This is a genomic window from Novosphingobium barchaimii LL02 (assembly GCF_001046635.1).
GTDB lineage: Bacteria > Pseudomonadota > Alphaproteobacteria > Sphingomonadales > Sphingomonadaceae > Novosphingobium > Novosphingobium barchaimii.
On sequence record NZ_KQ130453.1, the window covers coordinates 25,782 to 43,334 of the forward strand.

At 61.5% G+C, this 17,553-nt stretch carries 19 protein-coding genes and 1 pseudogene; 6 read left to right on the forward strand and 14 right to left on the reverse strand.

Going from position 1 to position 17,553, the window contains the following annotated elements:
- Positions 1-286: 286 nt before the first annotated feature.
- The 3 genes from V474_RS07035 (at position 287) to V474_RS07040 (ending at position 2,524) form a co-directional block, all read left to right on the forward strand.
- The gene (locus V474_RS07035; protein WP_169795024.1) at positions 287-841 is read left to right on the forward strand and encodes an HdeD family acid-resistance protein; all 555 of its coding nucleotides are present in this window, start codon (positions 287-289) and stop codon (positions 839-841) included.
- 14 nt (positions 842-855) lie between these two features.
- Positions 856-981 carry a hypothetical protein gene (locus tag V474_RS26795; protein ID WP_269085129.1) on the forward strand — a complete coding sequence of 42 codons (126 nt, stop codon included), beginning with the start codon at positions 856-858 and terminating at the stop codon, positions 979-981.
- Between the two features lie 79 nt (positions 982-1,060).
- A complete protein-coding gene (locus V474_RS07040) occupies positions 1,061-2,524 on the forward strand; it encodes a GGDEF domain-containing protein (RefSeq protein ID WP_059150850.1) in 1,464 nt (487 codons plus the stop codon).
- A gap of 505 nt (positions 2,525-3,029) precedes the next feature.
- Here V474_RS07040 and V474_RS07045 read toward each other — a convergent pair.
- From V474_RS07045 to V474_RS07060, 5 genes are all read right to left on the reverse strand, one after another.
- Positions 3,030-3,329, reverse strand: a complete 300-nt coding sequence (locus tag V474_RS07045; protein WP_059149890.1) for a hypothetical protein — start codon at positions 3,327-3,329, stop codon at positions 3,030-3,032.
- The gene (gene tnpC, locus V474_RS07050; RefSeq protein WP_059149889.1) at positions 3,329-4,939 is read right to left on the reverse strand and encodes an IS66 family transposase; all 1,611 of its coding nucleotides are present in this window, start codon (positions 4,937-4,939) and stop codon (positions 3,329-3,331) included. The genes V474_RS07045 and tnpC overlap by 1 nt, the downstream gene beginning before the upstream one ends.
- Positions 4,940-5,001: 62 nt before the next feature.
- Positions 5,002-5,349, reverse strand: coding sequence for an IS66 family insertion sequence element accessory protein TnpB (tnpB, locus tag V474_RS24835; protein WP_255535862.1), 348 nt, complete (start codon positions 5,347-5,349; stop codon positions 5,002-5,004).
- Positions 5,346-5,720, reverse strand: coding sequence for an IS66-like element accessory protein TnpA (gene tnpA / locus V474_RS26945; protein WP_059149888.1), 375 nt, complete (start codon positions 5,718-5,720; stop codon positions 5,346-5,348). The genes tnpB and tnpA overlap by 4 nt, the downstream gene beginning before the upstream one ends.
- 58 nt (positions 5,721-5,778) lie before the next feature.
- The gene (locus V474_RS07060; protein WP_236711131.1) at positions 5,779-6,345 is read right to left on the reverse strand and encodes a Crp/Fnr family transcriptional regulator; all 567 of its coding nucleotides are present in this window, start codon (positions 6,343-6,345) and stop codon (positions 5,779-5,781) included.
- Positions 6,346-6,527: 182 nt separating this feature from the next.
- Here V474_RS07060 and V474_RS07065 point away from each other — a divergent pair, with 182 nt between their 5' ends.
- Positions 6,528-6,743, forward strand: a complete 216-nt coding sequence (locus V474_RS07065; protein ID WP_059150852.1) for a hypothetical protein — start codon at positions 6,528-6,530, stop codon at positions 6,741-6,743.
- Positions 6,744-6,880: 137 nt separating this feature from the next.
- On the opposite strand, the gene V474_RS07070 is transcribed toward V474_RS07065, so the two are convergent.
- A complete protein-coding gene (locus V474_RS07070) occupies positions 6,881-7,927 on the reverse strand; it encodes a PAS domain S-box protein (RefSeq protein WP_059150853.1) in 1,047 nt (348 codons plus the stop codon).
- A 220-nt stretch (positions 7,928-8,147) separates the two neighbouring features.
- Between V474_RS07070 and V474_RS07075 the strand changes: the two genes are divergently transcribed.
- Positions 8,148-8,555 (forward strand): response regulator, encoded by a 408-nt coding sequence (locus tag V474_RS07075; protein WP_059150854.1) that lies wholly within the window; start codon positions 8,148-8,150, stop codon positions 8,553-8,555.
- Between the two features lie 219 nt (positions 8,556-8,774).
- Here the strand turns inward: V474_RS07075 and groEL are convergent.
- From groEL to V474_RS26130, 4 genes and pseudogenes are all read right to left on the reverse strand, one after another.
- A pseudogene (gene groEL, locus V474_RS26950) lies at positions 8,775-8,957 on the reverse strand (chaperonin GroEL); the annotation flags it as partial.
- A gap of 21 nt (positions 8,958-8,978) precedes the next feature.
- On the reverse strand, positions 8,979-9,233 hold the full coding sequence (locus V474_RS07080; protein ID WP_059150855.1) for an acyl carrier protein: 255 nt from the start codon (positions 9,231-9,233) through the stop codon (positions 8,979-8,981).
- A gap of 237 nt (positions 9,234-9,470) precedes the next feature.
- The gene (locus V474_RS07085; RefSeq protein ID WP_059150856.1) at positions 9,471-9,827 is read right to left on the reverse strand and encodes a hypothetical protein; all 357 of its coding nucleotides are present in this window, start codon (positions 9,825-9,827) and stop codon (positions 9,471-9,473) included.
- A gap of 266 nt (positions 9,828-10,093) precedes the next feature.
- Positions 10,094-10,264, reverse strand: a complete 171-nt coding sequence (locus V474_RS26130) for a hypothetical protein (protein WP_169795025.1) — start codon at positions 10,262-10,264, stop codon at positions 10,094-10,096.
- A gap of 191 nt (positions 10,265-10,455) precedes the next feature.
- Between V474_RS26130 and V474_RS07095 the strand changes: the two genes are divergently transcribed.
- Positions 10,456-10,848, forward strand: coding sequence for a hypothetical protein (locus tag V474_RS07095; protein WP_059150858.1), 393 nt, complete (start codon positions 10,456-10,458; stop codon positions 10,846-10,848).
- 2 nt (positions 10,849-10,850) lie between these two features.
- Here V474_RS07095 and V474_RS07100 read toward each other — a convergent pair whose 3' ends face one another.
- The 4 genes from V474_RS07100 to V474_RS07115 are packed head-to-tail and all read right to left on the reverse strand — an operon-like array spanning position 10,851 to position 17,551.
- A complete protein-coding gene (locus V474_RS07100) occupies positions 10,851-14,594 on the reverse strand; it encodes a conjugal transfer protein TraG N-terminal domain-containing protein (RefSeq protein ID WP_059150859.1) in 3,744 nt (1,247 codons plus the stop codon).
- Positions 14,595-14,602: 8 nt separating this feature from the next.
- Entirely contained in the window at positions 14,603-16,027 is a 1,425-nt protein-coding gene (locus V474_RS07105; RefSeq protein ID WP_059150860.1) for a conjugal transfer protein TraH, read from the reverse strand.
- Between the two features lie 46 nt (positions 16,028-16,073).
- Entirely contained in the window at positions 16,074-16,676 is a 603-nt protein-coding gene (locus tag V474_RS07110; protein WP_082699646.1) for a hypothetical protein, read from the reverse strand.
- Positions 16,673-17,551, reverse strand: a complete 879-nt coding sequence (locus tag V474_RS07115) for a conjugal transfer protein TraF (RefSeq protein ID WP_407938325.1) — start codon at positions 17,549-17,551, stop codon at positions 16,673-16,675. Before V474_RS07115 ends, V474_RS07110 begins: the two co-directional genes overlap by 4 nt.
- Positions 17,552-17,553: the final 2 nt, after the last annotated feature.

The window sequence follows — 17,553 nt, forward strand, 5'->3', positions numbered from 1 at the left end:
AGGAAGGCTTGCCTGCGGTTCAAGAGAAAATTTCGGCCATGTCGTCCCCCAGACTTTGAGGCAGTTCGGAAACCGGAATAGTCGTTTGCGGCCCTGGACATCGCCATGACGAGAACAGGTTTAAGATTGGCCCCATCCTTCCGAGCAAGCGACCCTCCTGGGCTGGAGCGGCATGACCGCAGGCGTACCGCTTCGGGCCGGTCGGCCAGGCAACGACGCACCGCCGCCATCGGACATCCCTGCCGATTAGCTATTGCACGGACGCATCGCTCGGCATTGGTGGGTGTTGGCGCTGAAAGGCGCGGCTGGGATCGTCTTGGGGCTGGTCGGAATCTCCTGGCCTGCGATCACCTTGTTGACGCTCGTTTTGGCTTTTGCCGCCTACTGTATCATCGGCGTCGGCTTGTCCGAAGTCCTCGGGGTTCGCTGGGCGCGGTACGGCGGCCACTGGGTTTGGCCGACGCTAACTGCAGTCGCAGCGCTGACCGCTGCCTCCATCGCATTGCTCAATCCAGGCCCGACGGTAGTCGCCTTTGCGATTATGCTTGCCATCTGGGCGATCGTCACCGGCGATCTTCACCATCGCCGAGGGTGCACGCCGCCCCGCGATCATGGCCGCCTGTGGATGCTCATCTCCGGCGGCGCGGCTGTCCTGCTGCTCGGCCTGGCACTCGCGGCCGTGCCTCCACTGGATTTGTTCACGCTCGTCTGGATGATTGCCGTCGGCATGGCTGCATCCGGCTTCGCCCTCCTGCGGATCGCCTTCCGGTTGTGCCTGCACAACCGAGATCATCGAACTCACGTTGATAGGCGGCCTAAGGCCGCGACCAGGCCTAGCTGAACGGAGAGATATCCATGCGCATACTGCTCACCATCGCCGCGGCAAGCGCCTGCATCGTGCTGCCCGCTTGCAACTGCAATCCCGAGAGGAGCGCCACTGATACGACCGCCGACGGCCCCGCCGCCAACGGGACCAGCTGAAGCTGGCTTTCTTGCGGCGTCTTGTTTCGATATGTGCAAAAAGCTGCGTTAGAGTGCGCTTTAGAATGTCAGGAGGTCCATGGGAGATATCCACGTCACGCGGCCGAGGGAAAGGGGTCCCATCATCCCCATTGCGGGAAGCGCGCTGTTTCTTGCAGCCCACTTTATCGGGATAATATCATTCCCCCATCAGGCGGGGATAATCTCGGTTGGTCTTCAGGTGGTGGCGCCCATCCTGGCCGCGGTCGCCTGTTACGTCAGGAGCCGAAAGGGTTATGCCCAAGGCTGGCGCGCGCTCGCGTTGGCCCTGACTTTCTGGTCGGGCGGGCTGTCCATCAACTTGCTTGAAGTGTTGGGATTGCCCAATCCCGAACCGGGTCCAAGCATCAGTATTCTGTTATCGGTTCTCTATGGTGTTCCGATTTTATTTACAGTGGCGAGCCCTGTCACCGACGTGCTGTCTGTGCGGTTTACAGATGCTTGTTTGTCACTCGCCCTTGGTATCGTATTCTTCATTCACAGTTTCACCTTTTCAAGCACAGCTGACATGAATTCGGTCGAGGTATTCCATATCCTGCTCGCATTCGACGTTGAAAACCTGCTAATCGCAATGTTCGCGCTGGTTCGGTTTATTGCGAGCCGCGAACAGGAGGAGAGACGATTCTTCGGGTCCTTACTCGTTTATGCAAGTCTCTACACGCCGGCGGCGTGGTGTTTGAACCATCTGTTCCACGACACCGATTACGGGATTCCCGCCGATCTGATGATTGACGTTCCCTTCCTCGCGCTTTGGGTTATGGCGACAAGCGGAAATAACGGCGTCGTTCACAATTTCAGTCTGGCCGTTCGGCAGGAACGGTTGATCCTTGCCGCAAGCCCGTTGATGTTGCCGGCGATGCTGCTCGCGGTATCCGCGATCATTTTTCCGGCGAAACCGGCGTGGGCCATTGCCGGTTTCGCCACGGCGACGCTGGTGTCGGGTCTACGCAACGTGTTGACGCACATGACCAATCTGGAAGAGCGGGATCGCCTCGCGCGACTTGCCCAGATCGACACCCTTACGAATCTCCCCAATCGCCGCTACTTCGAGGAAAGATATCGCGATGAATGGTCGCGGGCGGTGCGAGCGAAGATGCCGCTCGCCGTCCTGATGATAGACATTGACCATTTCAAGATGCTCAATGACGGCCTGGGTCATGCCCAGGGCGACAACTGCCTTCGTAACGTGGCGCAGGCTCTGGGGAACTGCGCCATGCGCGCATCAGATATGATTGCCAGGTACGGTGGAGAGGAATTTGTTGCCGTTCTTCCCGCCGCAAATCCAGCCCAGGCGATGCAATTCGCCAAAATGCTCAAGCAGGCAATTTATGATCTCGATCTGCACTCGCCCGGCCCGAAGGGGCGCGTGACAATCAGTATCGGTATCGGACATACTGAAACTGTGGATCAGACAGAACCGGCAATTCTGTTAAAGGCTGCAGACGATGCCTTGTATGTGGCTAAGAACGCGGGGCGGAACATGGAGCACATCAAACTTCTGTAAGCCCATGAATTTTTTCCGGTCTCTCCGCAATCTCATGGCGCTCGGCAACCTGGCGGACCGATACGCCGTCTGCATCCGCCTCGGCGAAGATCGCCGCCTTCTCGACATCTGAAAAACTTCCTGCGCCGTTCGGTGCGCGCGATGATTTTCACCCGATCCTTCACTTGGCCTCCTTCTGGAGTCCAGAAAGAGACTCCTTAGCGGAGTTCCATCCGCGCCCGGCCTCAATGCCGCAACACGCCGGAGTCCGTACGCTTACTCGCAAGCGTGCGCCTGCTGCTGCGTCAGGAAACCGTGAAGACCCTGAAATCTACTCAATGGCGGTCAACCGTGCCGTGCCGGATCGGCTTTACTTGCCCTCCCTATCTCGCCGCCCCAACCTTGCCTCGGCACCCGGCGGTGCACCCCAAGATTATCGCCCTGTCCGAGATCAGCCGCGTTGGATCGCAGGGTTTTCGATATAATCAACGTTCTTCCGGAAATATAAATGGTAACCGTCCGATTGTTACCGCAGTGGTTGGGCCTTGAAGCGAGTGGCGAGTTCTGGATCGTCAACGAAGTCGTCGTCGAGGAAGCCGTGCCAGGTCTGGGTGGTGCGGCGTGCTTCTCGAAGCATATCTGACAATTCGTCGACGCCGTCGTCGGTGAGCGCCGTAATGGTCTCATCCGGGCCAGTGTAAACGGTGATGATGCTGCCGTATGTCAGATTGTCGTCGTTCCAGACGATAGCTTGCAATAGCTCCACGTCCTCGCCGAGCATTTCGGCAGCATAGGCCAGTGTGTGCACATGGGTGATCGTGGCCATCAGGCTACCTCTGCCAACGGCACCAAGGGCACCCAGTTCCAAGGCAGCAATTCCTCGATCCGGTTGATCTTATGATCATGGATACGGCCGAGCACGTCGGCGAGATAAGCCTGCGGATCGAGTCCGCTCATCTTGGCACTTTCAATAAGCGTCATGGCCCGCGCCAGGGTTTCAGCGCCTGCTTCGGAGCCGGCGAAGAGCCAGTTGCGTCTTCCTAGACCAATAGGTCTCACGGCTCGCTCAGCGGCATTGTTATCGATGGCGACGCGCCCATCCTCGGTGAACAATGAGAAGGCTTGCCAGCGACCCAAGCCGTAACGAATAGCGCTGGCCAAGTCGCCCTTGACGGGGATGCGGGTGAGTTGCTGCTCGGCCCAGGCGCGCAACGCCTCGAGTTTGGGTTTGCTATGCTCCTGGCGGACGGCACGCCGAACATCGGCAGGCTTCCCGGCGATTTCGCGTTCAATGTCATACAACTGGCCGATGCGATCGAGGGCTTCTCGCGCTATCGGGGATTTGTTCGCTTTCCAGATGTCGTGGAAGTCACGCCGCCAATGGGCGAAGCAGGCAGCTTCCCGGAAGCGCGGTTCGCCGTCCGCGCCGGGCTCATAGAGCTTCGCATATCCCTTGTAGGCGTCGGCCTGGAGAATGCCGCTCGCATTGCAAAGGTGGTTTTGCACGTGCTCCGCCTTCCAGTTGGGGGCAAAGCGATAGACCACACCCGGCGGTGCCGGCCCGTTCCACGGGCGCTGATCGCAGACATAACCCCAGATCCTGCCTTGCTTTACGCCCTTGCCGAGCCCCTTGGCTCGCCTTGTGTGGTCCAGCACCTGGATCGGTGTATCATCGGCGTGGATGACGGTGCTGGCCAGAACCGAAGCCTCAATACGCTCGATCAGGGGCTGGAGGCTTCGCATCGCCTTGCCGCACCAGTCAGCCAGCGTGCTGCGGGGAATGTCAGCGCCCATGCGGGCAAGGATTTCGTTCTGCCGGTACAGCGGCAAGTGATCGTCGAATTTTGAGACGAGCACGTAGGCCAGCAGGCTGCTTCCGGCCATGCTGCCGGGGATCGGGCGGCTCGGAGCCGGCACCTGCACCATTTTCTCACAGCTGCGGCAGGACTTTTTCGGCCGCGCTACCTCGATCACCTTCAGCCTGGCTGTGATCATCTCGAGGATTTCGCTCACGTCCTCGCCGACGAGGCGTAACTCGCCCCCGCAATCGGGACAAGCGCTGCCCGGGTCGAGTTCTTTTCGCTCGCGCGGCGTGTCGGACGCAACGCGCGGACGCCGGGCCATGGCCCGTGCGCTGTCTACATGCGCAGTGGCTTCATCCTCTTCGACATCACTCGGCAAAGCGACGGTTTGTGCCGCAGCGACCAGAATGTCCTCTAGCGCCAGTTCCAGCTGCTCGATCTCGCGTTCGATCTTTTCCGAGGATTTGCCGAAGGCTTGTTTCTTCAGTTTTGCAATGCGCAGACGCAGTGCCTGAACCACCAGATCATGTGCACGGACCGTTGCCGCCAGCTTCGCGTTTTCCGCCTGCAAGTCGGCGATTATCGCCTTCAGCAAAGCCGGGTCTTCGGGAAGATTTTGCGCCGCGCTCAGCATGATCCTGCTTACCAGCCAGGGGCAGGAATATCCATGAAAACAAGTAGATTCAGGAACAAAAATCAGCCCACATGGGCAGGCGGCGCGCCCCAATTTGGGCGTCTCCAGTCGATGCCTTCCCACAGCATTGCGAGCTGGGCTGAGGTCAGCCGCGCAGTCCCGTCCGCAGCAGAGGGCCAAGGAAAACGGCCACGCTGCAAAACCTTGTAGTACAGGCAAAATCCCTGCCCATCCCAGTACAGCAGCTTCACCCTGTCCCCGCGACGTCCTCGAAAAGCGAACACCGCGCCGCTTGTCGGTTTCTGTCGCAGCACCGTCTGGGCCAGCTGACCAAGGCCAGAGATGCCTTTGCGCATATCAGTGACGCCGCAGGCCAGATAAACCCGCACGCCAGTTCCCGGCCCGATCACGCCGCCTCCACGCAGCGGATAAGCCGGGTCAGAGCGATGGCCTCGATGTCGCTTCCAAAGCGCAAAGTCCGCCCTTGCGTCAGACGCAGCTCAACCATGCACGTCCCGCCTGGGCTAGCGCTGTGGGCAACGCCAGGGCTCCGAACGGCAGGAATCTCCACAGGCAGAAAGGCTGGCTCCGGTGAGGCCAGCAAGAACCCGCGCTTCTTCAAATCATGGCGCCACGTGTAAATCTGCTGTCGGGTTACATCGTGGCGCCGGGCTACCTCTGCCAGCGTCGCGCCATTCACGCCGACAGATCCGATGATCTCAAGCCTCTGCTGGTCCGTCCACCGGCGCCGTCGTTCCTGACCCAGTATCTCCGCCCTCATCGCAATCCCCGATCAAGAGACGTCGTTAGCGACGTCGCTATGACCGTCTCCTAAGAGATTATCGCGCCATCCGGCAGGCGGTACCAATCGGACGGTTACTATAAATGGCGCCATCTTGTCGAAGCTGGCCCAGCACGCGGTTCACGTGCACCGCAGATAGACCCAGCAGATCCCCGATATCCTGCTGCGTTATGGGGATCGGGCAAAGACTGTCACTTGCATAGCCGGCCCGCGAGAGCCGGAAATAAAGCTCGAAAAGAAAGTCTCTGATGCGATCCTTGGCCGATTTTCGTCCAAGACTGACGATCAGTTCAATCTGACGGTCAAGCATTTCGACCATATCGACGAGGAGGCGCCGGACACCATCGCCCGGCGGCACGTGAATTGTCTTTAGCGGAATTTCTACCGCCCGGATTGGTGTCAGCGCAATCACTGGAAGTTGCGACGCTCCGGTCAGCATCCATTGTGGCTCACACAAATCGCCTGGCAAGAAAAGCGATGTGATCTGCCGTGCCCCGCCAGCAACCAGACGATAGCGTGCAGCCCATCCTTCTTCCAGCCGTAAGACCTTCTCTCGTCGGTCACCTTCACGGGCGAGATGGTCATACCGGTTGAAATGTCGGATTTATTCGTCGCAACCGGCCAAGTCCATAGGTGCTCCTGCGCGTTTCAGTTCAAGGAGGGAGCCTGAAGCACAGATGTCCGGGCGATTGCGGCCTCAATCAATCCTCCATCTACGAGCATGCCTCTCCCGCGAAACGGAACGGCCCGCAATGCGTTTTGCTCCAAAGCAATAGGAGAATGAATATGGGCTGGCTGAAATTGCTAGCCATGGGCGGGCTTGGTTATGCGATTTTCAAATATGCCGCGAAGGGCGATCGCGAGTTCGCGGGAGGTCCCGCTTGTCGCGACATTCGCGACGCGGGCCCGGAAAACATGTCCGCTCCCCCATCGTCTTGGAATAAAGTTGACGAAGCCAGCGACGAAAGCTTCCCCGCCAGTGATCCGTCGTCCACCTATTAGGGTTTGCAGGACCCTGAACCGGACAATGAAATGCCGATACCGTTTTAGGCGTCCGGGTCTGGCGCAGGGTCCGGTGATAATGGCGCTGCCGCAGAATAGGTAGCCATTGAGCGTCCATGGTGCCGCAGCGTGCAGTATCAGCGGGCTATCTGGCCGAGCGGAAAGCGCATGACGATTTCGACACCGCAATCGGTCCACGTGCGGGCGAGCTCACCTTTCAACCCGCGCAGGCTCGCTTGTTCGAGCCGGCTGCCAAAGCCCTCCGGCAAGGTCGTATCTGCCCGCATCGGCGCGCCGGCCTCATGCCATCGGATTTCAGTAGCCGGCCCGTCCACTTTGATGCTGACATTCAACGCCCCATCGGACGAGGCCAAGGCGCCATATTTTGCGGCGTTAGTCGCCAGTTCATGAAGGAGAAGCGAAAGGGCGGGCAAAGAAATCTGGCCAACCGGCACAAAATCGCCTCCCACCTCGATGCGTGACCCTTCCTCCTGATCATAGGGCGCCAGCACTGTCCGGAAAAGAGTGTCGAGGCTCGTTCCCGCGTCTTCGACGACCTCCTGATAAAGATCGGGCAGCGTCAGGGCATGTGCGCGCGAGAGGGCTTGTAGACGTGCCGTCAAATCTTGAGCCAACTCCGACACGCTCGATGCAGATCTGGCGCTGAGAGCGACCAGACTGTTCGCGAGGGTAAACAGATTTTTGATACGATGGTTCATCTCGCGGATGATGAGATCCTGGCGCACGGCGGCCTCTCTGGCCGATGAGATATCGCGGACGATCTTCGCGGCGCCAAGGATATTACCCTCATCATCCTTTACCGGCGAGATAGTCAAGGAGACGTCCACGAGGGTTCCATCCTTGCGCCTGCGAACCGTTTCGAAATATTCCACCCGCTCGCCGGAGCGCAGGCGGCTCAGGATCGCTTCTTCCTCGTCAAGCCGGTCTTCCGGTATGATGAGTGTTACCGACTTTCCGATAGCTTCGTCTGCTCGGTAACCGAAAAGCCGCTCGGCCCCGGCATTCCAGCTCAGGATGATGCCGTCCAACGTCTTGGACAATATAGCATCCTCGCTATTCTGCACGATCGCGGCGAGCCACGCGCCTGCCTCGTGCAATCCGTTGCGAACCGTCTTTTGCGGGTTCGACGCCCGTCGTTCGGCGTCTAGGGGAAGCCCCGTCATACACTAGGTTTCCTGCCGATCATTGATCCGCTCTTGTGTCGTAAAAGGGATGCTCCCCAGACCGGAACCAGGGAGTAGCCTGATGAACCTAGTCCGGCAGGGCTGCCAACTCAACACGGCAAATGCATGGGACTGCTAGCTGAATTCAGGGACCTACAGATTTTGAGCTGGGTGCATCGGCTTGTGGAGAACATTTTCGCCCCGAAAACCTTTAAGGAGAATGGAGAGCAGCACCGCGCCCTTTGCCCTTGTCGTGGACGATGACGTCCTCGTCCTCATGCATGCGAGCGACATGCTGACCGATGCCGGTTTTCAGGCCCTGGAAGCACGCGACGGGGACGAGGCCAAGGCGATCATCGCGGAACATGGCGAGGAGATCGTGTTGGTGTTCACGGACGTTCAGATGCCCGGCGAAACCGATGGATTTGCGCTTGCCCACTATGTGGCCGAGCGCTGGAAGGAAATAAGGATCGTCGTCGCCAGCGGCGGTATCCGGCCGGCTCCCGGGGAACTGCCCATCGGCGCTATCTTTATCGCCAAGCCGTTCACGGCCGAGGTGGTTCACGATCATTTGCGAAGCCTCCTGCCTGAGGGCAAGCTTCCGATATCGCTCAGACCGAGACCATGATCCTGTTCGAGACGAATGAAGCGCGGTTTTTCCTCAACGACAAAAGTCGTTTGCCCCATTCCCGTGCTTCGGGCGTCGAGTGCAAGAGCACGAAGCGAGCATATGGAATACTGTGCCGACGGCATCTCTACCGGAGGCGTGCAGGCGCTGCCACCTCCTCGCTTGAAAGTTGTGATGTAAACAGCGCACCTTGCTTTGCATTGAAATGGCTTCCACGGGCTGGAGGAGATTTTCGGCGGGCATCAGCGCTCGCCGCACGATGTCGACGCCTGACTGCTGGTCGTCGTTCGCGACCCTGATACCCTCGAGCGCTTTGAGCGAGCGCAGAAGGGCAATGCCCCCACCAGGAAGGATGCCTTCCTCGACGGCAGCGCGGGTCGCATGCAGCGCATCATCGACGCGCTTATCTGAAATGCCTTCGACTTATACAGGGGAACGACGATTTTGCGGGGGCGTCTCGATGTAGGTGATCGCATCCTGCACCGTGAGTATGTTCTCGATATCGGCGTCGTCAATCGACACGCCGAACTCATCCTCGAGGGCCATCACCAGTTCCACCACGTCAAGACTGTCGCCGCCAAGATCCTCGATGAACCTTGCTTCGGGCGTGACCTGATCGGCGTAGACGCCCATATGTTCGATCACGATCCTGGTAACCCGTCCGGCGACCTCGTCCATATAGCCCAACCCCTGCTGATCCCGGACCCCCAATCATGTCCGGACCGGTGACACCCATCGTGCGGAAACGCCGCCGGAGCGAGGGCCTCTCCACATGGTCGCTTCATCCGCCCCGCCGCGTCAAGAGAGGATCTGTAGGCCAGACGTGCAGCTTCACCGCCAGATCATGCCACGCACACGCAAATCCAACGTCGACAGGAATGGGGCAGTCGGAGAAGGCTTGCAGAAGAGCCGCTGTTATAGCGGCAAGTGCCTCGCTCCGGATCGCCGAGGGGCGGCCGAACGATGGTTCCCGCCGCCCAGGACGTGCGCTGCAGGATCGATGATGGTGACGCCATCGCATGAACTGCTCGCGATGGCGTCGGCTATGCCGAAAAGTTCCACCCGTCCGCCGTCGTTATAGATGCGCCCGGCGACGGTTCCGCGCACAACCGCGCGGGCATCTTTCTCCACCCGCAGATCGCCGGCGATCGTGCCGTGGAGGATGAAGCGTTTGCCGCTGCGAACTGTCGCGCCCCCGGAAATCCGGCCGTAGAGCGCGATATCCTCCTCGAGCGCGAGAGGGCCATCGATGTTGCCGTGAACTGCCTTCACTTCAGTTACTCAAAATATCAGTGTTATATCCGCGCTGGCAAAATGCCGCGCCGGGATGCATCCATGCCCAACGGCACTTGGCTGCGAGGACCAGGCGCGAAGCGCGCCCATACCGAATATAGCTTCGGGCGTCAGCCATTCGTCGCTGAAGCGGGCGAAACCAGCGTTCAACGCAGCTTCGCTGCCCGCCAAATCCGGTCCGCATCTTTCCAACGAAATTGCCGCAGACCCGATTAACTCCGCCTCCTGATGGCGGCTTACGACCGCTATGGCTGTCTCGCCGGATCATCCTTCTGTTCCCTCTGCCGGTTCTGCTCTTCATGCAGTTCCCGCGCGATCTGGCGGCCGAGAAGCTCCGCAAGACGCACGATAGCAGCTTCGGCTCGCGGTGACAGAGCGGGGCAGGGCTCGGGATCAAGCCGCTTGCGCTTCGTCATGACGGCTTTTCGGACGGCAGATACCGTGTCGCGCGAGAAACGACCGGAGAACATCGGCGGGGAGGGGGGATAGCGGAAGGGAGAAGGTGAGGGCGGTGATCGTTCGGCCTCGCCTTTTCCCTCCACCCGCCGCGCCAGGTTTCTCTGCTGTGGGAACCTGTGCTATTCTTCAATTCGGAAAGGCTCTGCACATGCAGGATGTTGATCACGTCGAACCGGCAGACGAGGCGCTCCCGCCATCGCCGCGCGCCGCCAACTGGTTCTGGTGCCCCTGGTATGCCAAACTCTACCTGGCCTTGGCGTTGCTCTACTCGATCGGCCTGGAGCTGATGATCACTATTCCCTATGATCGACTGAACATCTATCTCGCCAACACGATGGTGCTGCTGATCTTCGTGTTTAATCCGGTCACGGTGGTTGCGGTCCTGGGATATGGCTTTCTCAAGGCCAAAGTCGCCTGCGGCGAGTGGGTGATTACGCCAGGTCCACCCTCGCAGAGGCCAATTGGCGATCCTTATACCGATCCGGCTGACGCGCGCTCGGGGCTCCGACATCTCCGGCACATCGGAGCAATAAAGCACTGATCTCATGGATCCCGACGCTCCTTGAAGCTGGAATCTCCATCCGTCAGCCCTTGATCCCGGTCGAAAACCAATCGACCGGAACTGAGAATTGAGGATTGTTCCATCGATATGACGGGGCCCGTGACATCAATTGTGCCGCGACCGGAGTCAGCTTGCCTTAGATATCTGTTCCGGAGTCCATCATTGCCTAGCACACGTTCGCTGAGATCACCGGCAAAAGCCTCCTCGGGGCGACCAGCACGAGCGGCTTTTTTCTCGGCTAAGGCGATCGCCTCCCGGACGTCGTAATTTACAATGTCGATCGATGCTTGCGCAGCAACCCCCGCTATTCCTCGATCTGAAATGTCTGCACTCAACTTTCCGGTTAAAGAGCCAACGGCACTGGCTTTCGCACCATCCTTTTCTTTACCGTCTTTGCCGGTTGACCCAACTCCACGTGAGGTGGAAGCAGTAAGATCGCCGGAAATGCTCTGGCTATCCTGCGTCTGGTGTTCTGCATTTCGCGTAATCGATCTTTGCCACCCGGTTTGCGCGATGATCGCGGTCACGTCCCTTTCCAGCGTATCGGCCACCTGCGGTTTCAGCCGCCAGTTGCCGCGCCGGTCCATCTCGAACCCGCCGCGCAGCCAGTTGGCCATGTCGGCCTGCCCTTCCTTACCGCTGCCCAGGAAGTGCTCGATGGTATCGGGCCCCGCTTGCTTTCCCGCTTCAAACCGCGTGCTGGTGTCGTTGCGCGCGGACCGGCTGAACCCGGTGCTACTGGAGACAAGCAGGTCGTTGTGCGCGAAACTGAAGCGCGCATGCCCACCATTGGCGATGGCGCCGAGCTGGCTCTCGTTGATAAGGCCGCCCCGCCACATCTGCGCCGCGAGTTCCGGTGTTAGGTTGAGACTGAGGTCGCCATTCTGGTCCATGGCGATCTGGCGCTTCGACATTTCGACGCCATGCGCGCGCAGCAGTGCCTGGGTGCGGGTAAGGCGCTCCCTGTCGACAATTCCGGTCAGACGCTCGTTGCGCGCGCGATCGGCGATGCCTTCCGCGCCGCCCTCGGCCATGTCGACCTGGTTGCCGGCCGTACCGGCGAGCGCGCGGATGAAGGAATCGAGGCGTGCAACTTCCCGCACCGATACACCGGCGGCCGCCGCGCCTTCGGCAAAGCCAGCATTGTCCGCCTGCCGCCGCTGCTCGCCAATCTGGGCATTGCTGCGTACCCCGTCGGGCCCGATCTCGCGCTGCGCATCGAGCTTGCCCGAGCGCTCGGCAAAATCATAGCCTGCAGCCTCCCGCGTGCGCCCATAGACGCTAGTGCCTTCGCGCGCCGCCTCCGCGGTCGCGCCATCGGCCGTGCCGACCTGCACAGCGGCATTGTAGCTCTCCAGCGCGCGCAGGACCTGCGCCTCGTCGCGCCCGGTCGAACGGGAGAGCTGGCTGATCGCGCTCGACCGCGCCTCGCCCGAGAGCGCATTGATGAACCCGATGCGGCGGCTGGTTTCGGTCACGGAAAGGCCGAGCATGGCGGCCGCCTGCCGCTGCCCCTGATTGCCGCCGGTCCGATGCGCCTGCTCGGTCGCGACATTGCCACGCTCGACGGCGGCAACCCTGTCGCCCGCATAATCGCGTCGGCCTTCCATCGCGCCCACCTGGGTCTCAGCCGCAGTCACGTCGTTGCGCAGCATCTGCTCCTGCTCGAAGGCGTTGGCGGTCAGCTTGGCGAAGGTCGGATCGGCGCCCGCCTGGGCGATGACGGTCGAAGCCTTGAGCGCGGCGTCCTTGGCATCATAGCCGCTGCGCTCGAAATGCCGCTGCGCGCCCGACTGCATCATCTCATAGGCGCGTTGGTCACCGAAGGCTTTCCATTGCACCATATTCTGCGCGAAAGCCGCAAAGGCAGGCTCGCCGCCCTGGGCCTGCCCGAAATAGGTGGTGCCAAGTTTGCGCAGGGCATCGCCCTGGGCAAAATTGTGGATCGCCGCGGTCGCGGCATTGGCGCGGACGGCCCGCGCCGTGGCCGGTTCGTTCAGATCCCGGCCGACAAGGGCAGGAGAGAGCCCTCCGAGTTCCCGCGCGGCATCCGCCCGGCCGAGACCAAAGGCCGCCGTGCCTGCAGCGCCCCCTCCATGCTCGCCCAGCACCGATCCGGCAGCCGCAAAGGACCGGTCGAGACCGAAGCTGCTGCGCTCGCCAAAATCCCCGAAGCCCGAGGATGCAGCGCGCCGCGACAGGGTGCCGCCGGCCGATGCCTGCGCCTCCAGCGCCGAGGCATAGCCCTCGCTGGTTCCGACCGTCGCGGCCGCCATGCTCCCCTGGCCCTGAACCCCGAGCATGCCCGAGGTGAAGGCCGTGAACATATTGCCCGAGAAGCGAAACACGGTGAACACGAAAGCGCCGGCAAGGCCTGCCGCGGCAGTCCGGAACGACCCGAAGATGGCAAGCGCCTTCATCGCCGCCGAGGGCGCAAGGATCCAGCTATCGGCCGCGACATTGGTCGCGCGCAGCTCGGCCAGCACGTCCATCGCCCGGCCGAGGGTCAGCTGGTATATGCCCGCATCGATCACACCCCACAGCGCAACGAACACGAACAGCCCCAGCGCGAAGCTGGCCACCCTGAGGTTGATCGGCGTCAAGATGAACAATAGCGCGATCGGCATCATCATCAGCATGATCGCGAAGACCGACGCACGGATGGTCGGCATCCATTCGTTAGCGGTCGAGAGGGTGGCGAGCCCGTTGGATTCGATGGCGCGGTTCGCCATCACGCGGGCGGTCGCCGCCGGGGAGTCCTCGAACAGCACGTCGCCGACGGTCTGGCCGAGCAGGATGTTGGTCAGGAACTTCTGCCGGCTCATGGAATGTCCCAGCATCATGTCGCCGAGCGCATCGATCTGCTGGCGACAGCGATCGCGTTGGCCCGCCTGGGTCACGTCGAAGCCGGTACGGGCGCAGACCTGGTTACTATAGGCGTCGAATAACGTGCTGTCCGACAGGCGATCGGCGATATAGCCCCATGCCGCCTCGCAGCTCATCGTCGTGCCGGCCTTGTCGCTTGCCGTGTACACGGTCGAGAAGGTTGCCGGTCCCGCCATCGCCGCGAAGGAGGCGGGAAGATCGGTCGACGTCCGGAACAGCTGATCGTCGTCGACCCCATAGGCCGGCGAGACGCGGGCGACAGGATAGCATTGCCGCATATAATCCTTCACCGTCGCATCAAGGAAGGTGTCCACGATCGGGCTGCTGGGACTGACGGCGTTCAGGAACAGGTCGAACGCATGGCCGCCAGCGCCGAATTCCAGCTTGGCATTGGGATCAGTGGTATTGTCGTCGATCGTCTCAGCAAGCGCCCGTTCCATGAGATTGGTGACGCCCGCGACCAGCACAATGAGATTGGGCACATCACCGACCGGTTGATAGGCGTTGCGCACCCGGTCGTAGATGTGGATCGTGCCGGTCGTGGCGATCATTCCCGCGAACAGGCCAATGCCAATCAGCATCTGGAAGCCGAAGGCGACCAGGCCCATGGCGGAGCCCTTGATGCTCGCCAGAATTGCACCGAACCCAATCCCGGCAACCGCGATGATCACCACCAACGTTTCGTAGCGCGGATCTCCGAACATCATCGCGACCAGATGAAACGCATCGACGGTCTCTGAGAAGCCGTCCCATGTGTGATAGCTCGCGTCGATCGCCAGCGCGGGCGTCGCGCTCAAACACCCGACGATAGCGAGGAACAGGCGGATGATGTGTCGCATGGCCCGCCTCACCGGTTGCGATTGGCGTTGGCGCCCGCCGCATCGCGGGCATCGCGGTCGCGCTGGCGGACCACCCCGGCATAGTTGGCCGAGAGGTTCGCCTGGTTCATGGCGGCCATGTAGGACTGGCGCATCTGCGCGCGCTGGCGCAGCACCTCGTCTCGTAGCTCGCGCAACTGCTCGATACCCTTGGTCAGGATACGCGTCTGGCAGATGTTCGTGTTCTCAGCGTCCGAAGCCCCCGCTGTCGTCACGCCGCGTTCGGCATTCTGCAGCGCGAAGTCGATCGAGCGGGTGAGGTCGTTCAGCATCTGATAGGCGAGGGTGAGCGCCACCAGTTCATCGGTGTCGGCGATGACACTGTCGCTCAAACCCTGCCGCACGCCCCATTCGAGCAGACGATAGACCGGCAGCGTTCGCACATTGGCGACGAACTGTTTTTCTTCCGTCGTCAGCGCCGCGCGCGTCCGGATTTTGACGGAGATCGCCTCCATTCGCTCGCGCGCAAGGATCAGCGCGCCGCGTCCGGCGCCGTTCACCGAACAATCCGCGGCGCTCGCGGGGATATTGAGCGCACGGCTCGGGACGCGGCCGGTCAGGAAATCGTCGGCACTCTCGGTATCCTGGCGCGGGCAGGCGGGAATGGCCGAGAAGAGCGGAACCTTGTCGTTCGCATCCCAGCGCATGTAGACGTCGCCAACCCGGGCGCGCATGACGCCGGCCCAGTCGGATGCGCCGACCCGCGCCGCGGCGTGCGCCAGCAGCGATCCGGTCTTGAAGATATCCGTCACCTCGGCCGGGCAATTGGCGAGCGCTTCCTTCAGATCCTCGGTCGGATTGCCCTTGTTGGCCTGGATCCTCTCGCGGCTCTGTTGCCAGCTATTGGCATAGCCTTCACGGATCGACTTGTAGCCGGTCATCTCCTCGACGATGCCCGACATATTATCGTCACCCTTCGCAATCTGGACCATGCGATTGGCAAGGCGGCAGTCATTCACCTGAATGGAATTGAGGAAATTGGTGGCCGCCTCCATCTTTGAAATTATATTCCCCATCTTCTCGTCGAGCGTTTCCAGTAGATACTGGAAGGCGACGGCCGGCGCGGCTTGCAGGATGGTCTCCAGCTTCTGGACGAGATAATCGGGATCGAGGAACGACATGCCGCCCAGGAACATATCGATACCGCCGCAGCCGGCCTTAACCTTGGGCAGCGTCAGCGACATGAGATAGTCGTCATGGACGTCGACACGGCCAGACATGCCGCCCGCGGTCACATAGCCCCTTGTCTGGTCCTCGAAGCTGCCCGGCGAAGTGTAGGTGACATTGTCGAACCAGCTCTCGGCCCAACCCTGGGCGTGGGCCGGAACGGTCTGGCCGCAGGAAGCTGCAATCAGGCAGAGCGCGAGAAACGGACGGCGGAGAGGGTGGGCCATGACAGGTTTCCTGAAGGCAAGAGTTGACGACACAGCCCCGGCACGATCAGCGTTCCTTGTCATAGGAAGAGACCGGCGCCCTCACGCCGACAATTCCGGTAAATTTAGACATGGCGCGCACGCCCACCGCGGCCCGCGCTCCGGTCAGCATCCGGGCGGCAAGCCAGGCGTTGCGCGCGATATTGGCGCCATGATCGGTGCCGATCGCGATCGGCACAGTGCGATCCGGATCAGCCAGCGGCCGCACCCATGCGACCGGATGCCCGACCCAGGGAAGACCAAGACGCCCCGATCGCAGCGCTGCCTCATCTTGTCGCAACGTTCGGACCTGCCAGCCATAGCGGCCACGCAATGCGAGAAGCTTCGTCCAGAGATCGCCGCAGGGCAGGCAGCCGGGCGCCGTGCTCATCTCGATGACATAGAGCGATGCCTGGCTGCGCAGCATGGTCTCGAAGTCGGGCGGAAAATCGCGCGTCACCGGCACGCGCGATAGCCAAAGGCGCATGTCCGCAGCCGTCGACACCGGATGGATGGCGGCCTGCCGCGCGACGTCCCGGTCTGCCGGCTGTGCCAGCACGCTCGCCGACAGCACCATCAGTGGCGCCAGCAGCGAGACGCCGCAGGCAAGCGTGGAACTCAGGCGCCTCATGGCCTGCGCTCCCTGGCATCGATGGGATCGCCGCCGATCACGCGCGGATCGGTCGAGGAGACCGGGCCATTGGCCAGCGCATCGAAGAAGCCGTCTTCCTCCCCCGCGCCGGTCAGCCATTGCTCGGGCCGGATGTCGCCGCTCAGCAATCGCACGGCCTGATAGGCCATCTGGGCGAGATTTGGGTAGGTCTCGACCCCCGCCGCAATCACCATGCGCTGGGGACTGCCCCGACGGATGACCATGGTGGTCGGTGTCACCTCGACCCCGAAGCGCTGCTTGAGGTCCGGCCTGCGATCGAGGTCCATCAGGCTCACCTGCCAGCCCATGTCATCCTGGAAGCGCTGGACGATCGGCCACTGCACCTTGCAGTAACCGCAGGATTCGCGGGCAAACATGACGAGCGCGAATTCCCCGGCGTGCGCACGCAGATATTGGCGGCGTACCTGATCCTTCTGCGCGCCCAGCGCATCGCGGGCCTCGCCGACCATCGGGTTGGCGGCCTTGGCGTTGAGTTCGGGATGGGTGAGCATGGCAAGCTGCGTGACGCCGGCAAAGGCGCGGGCCTTGCGCCGGGCGAAATCCTGCAGCCGCCAGAAGTCGGCGACCGCTTCGATCGTCAACACAGTGGCGGCGTAATCGCGCTGCTCCGTAATCAGCTTGGCGATCCGGGGCGGTGACCATTTGGCCAGTTCCACCATCGGCGGGATGACCGGCCTGTGGACCGTTTCGTCCTGCGCTTCTGCTTCAGCATCGGATCTGGGTGTCTCGTACCACCAATAGCCCCGCGCCGTACGATCGCCCGCGCTCGCAGGCACCGCTTGCGCGCACGCAGGACCCGCGGGCAGGAGCAAGGCCATGCCCAGGACGAGCATGC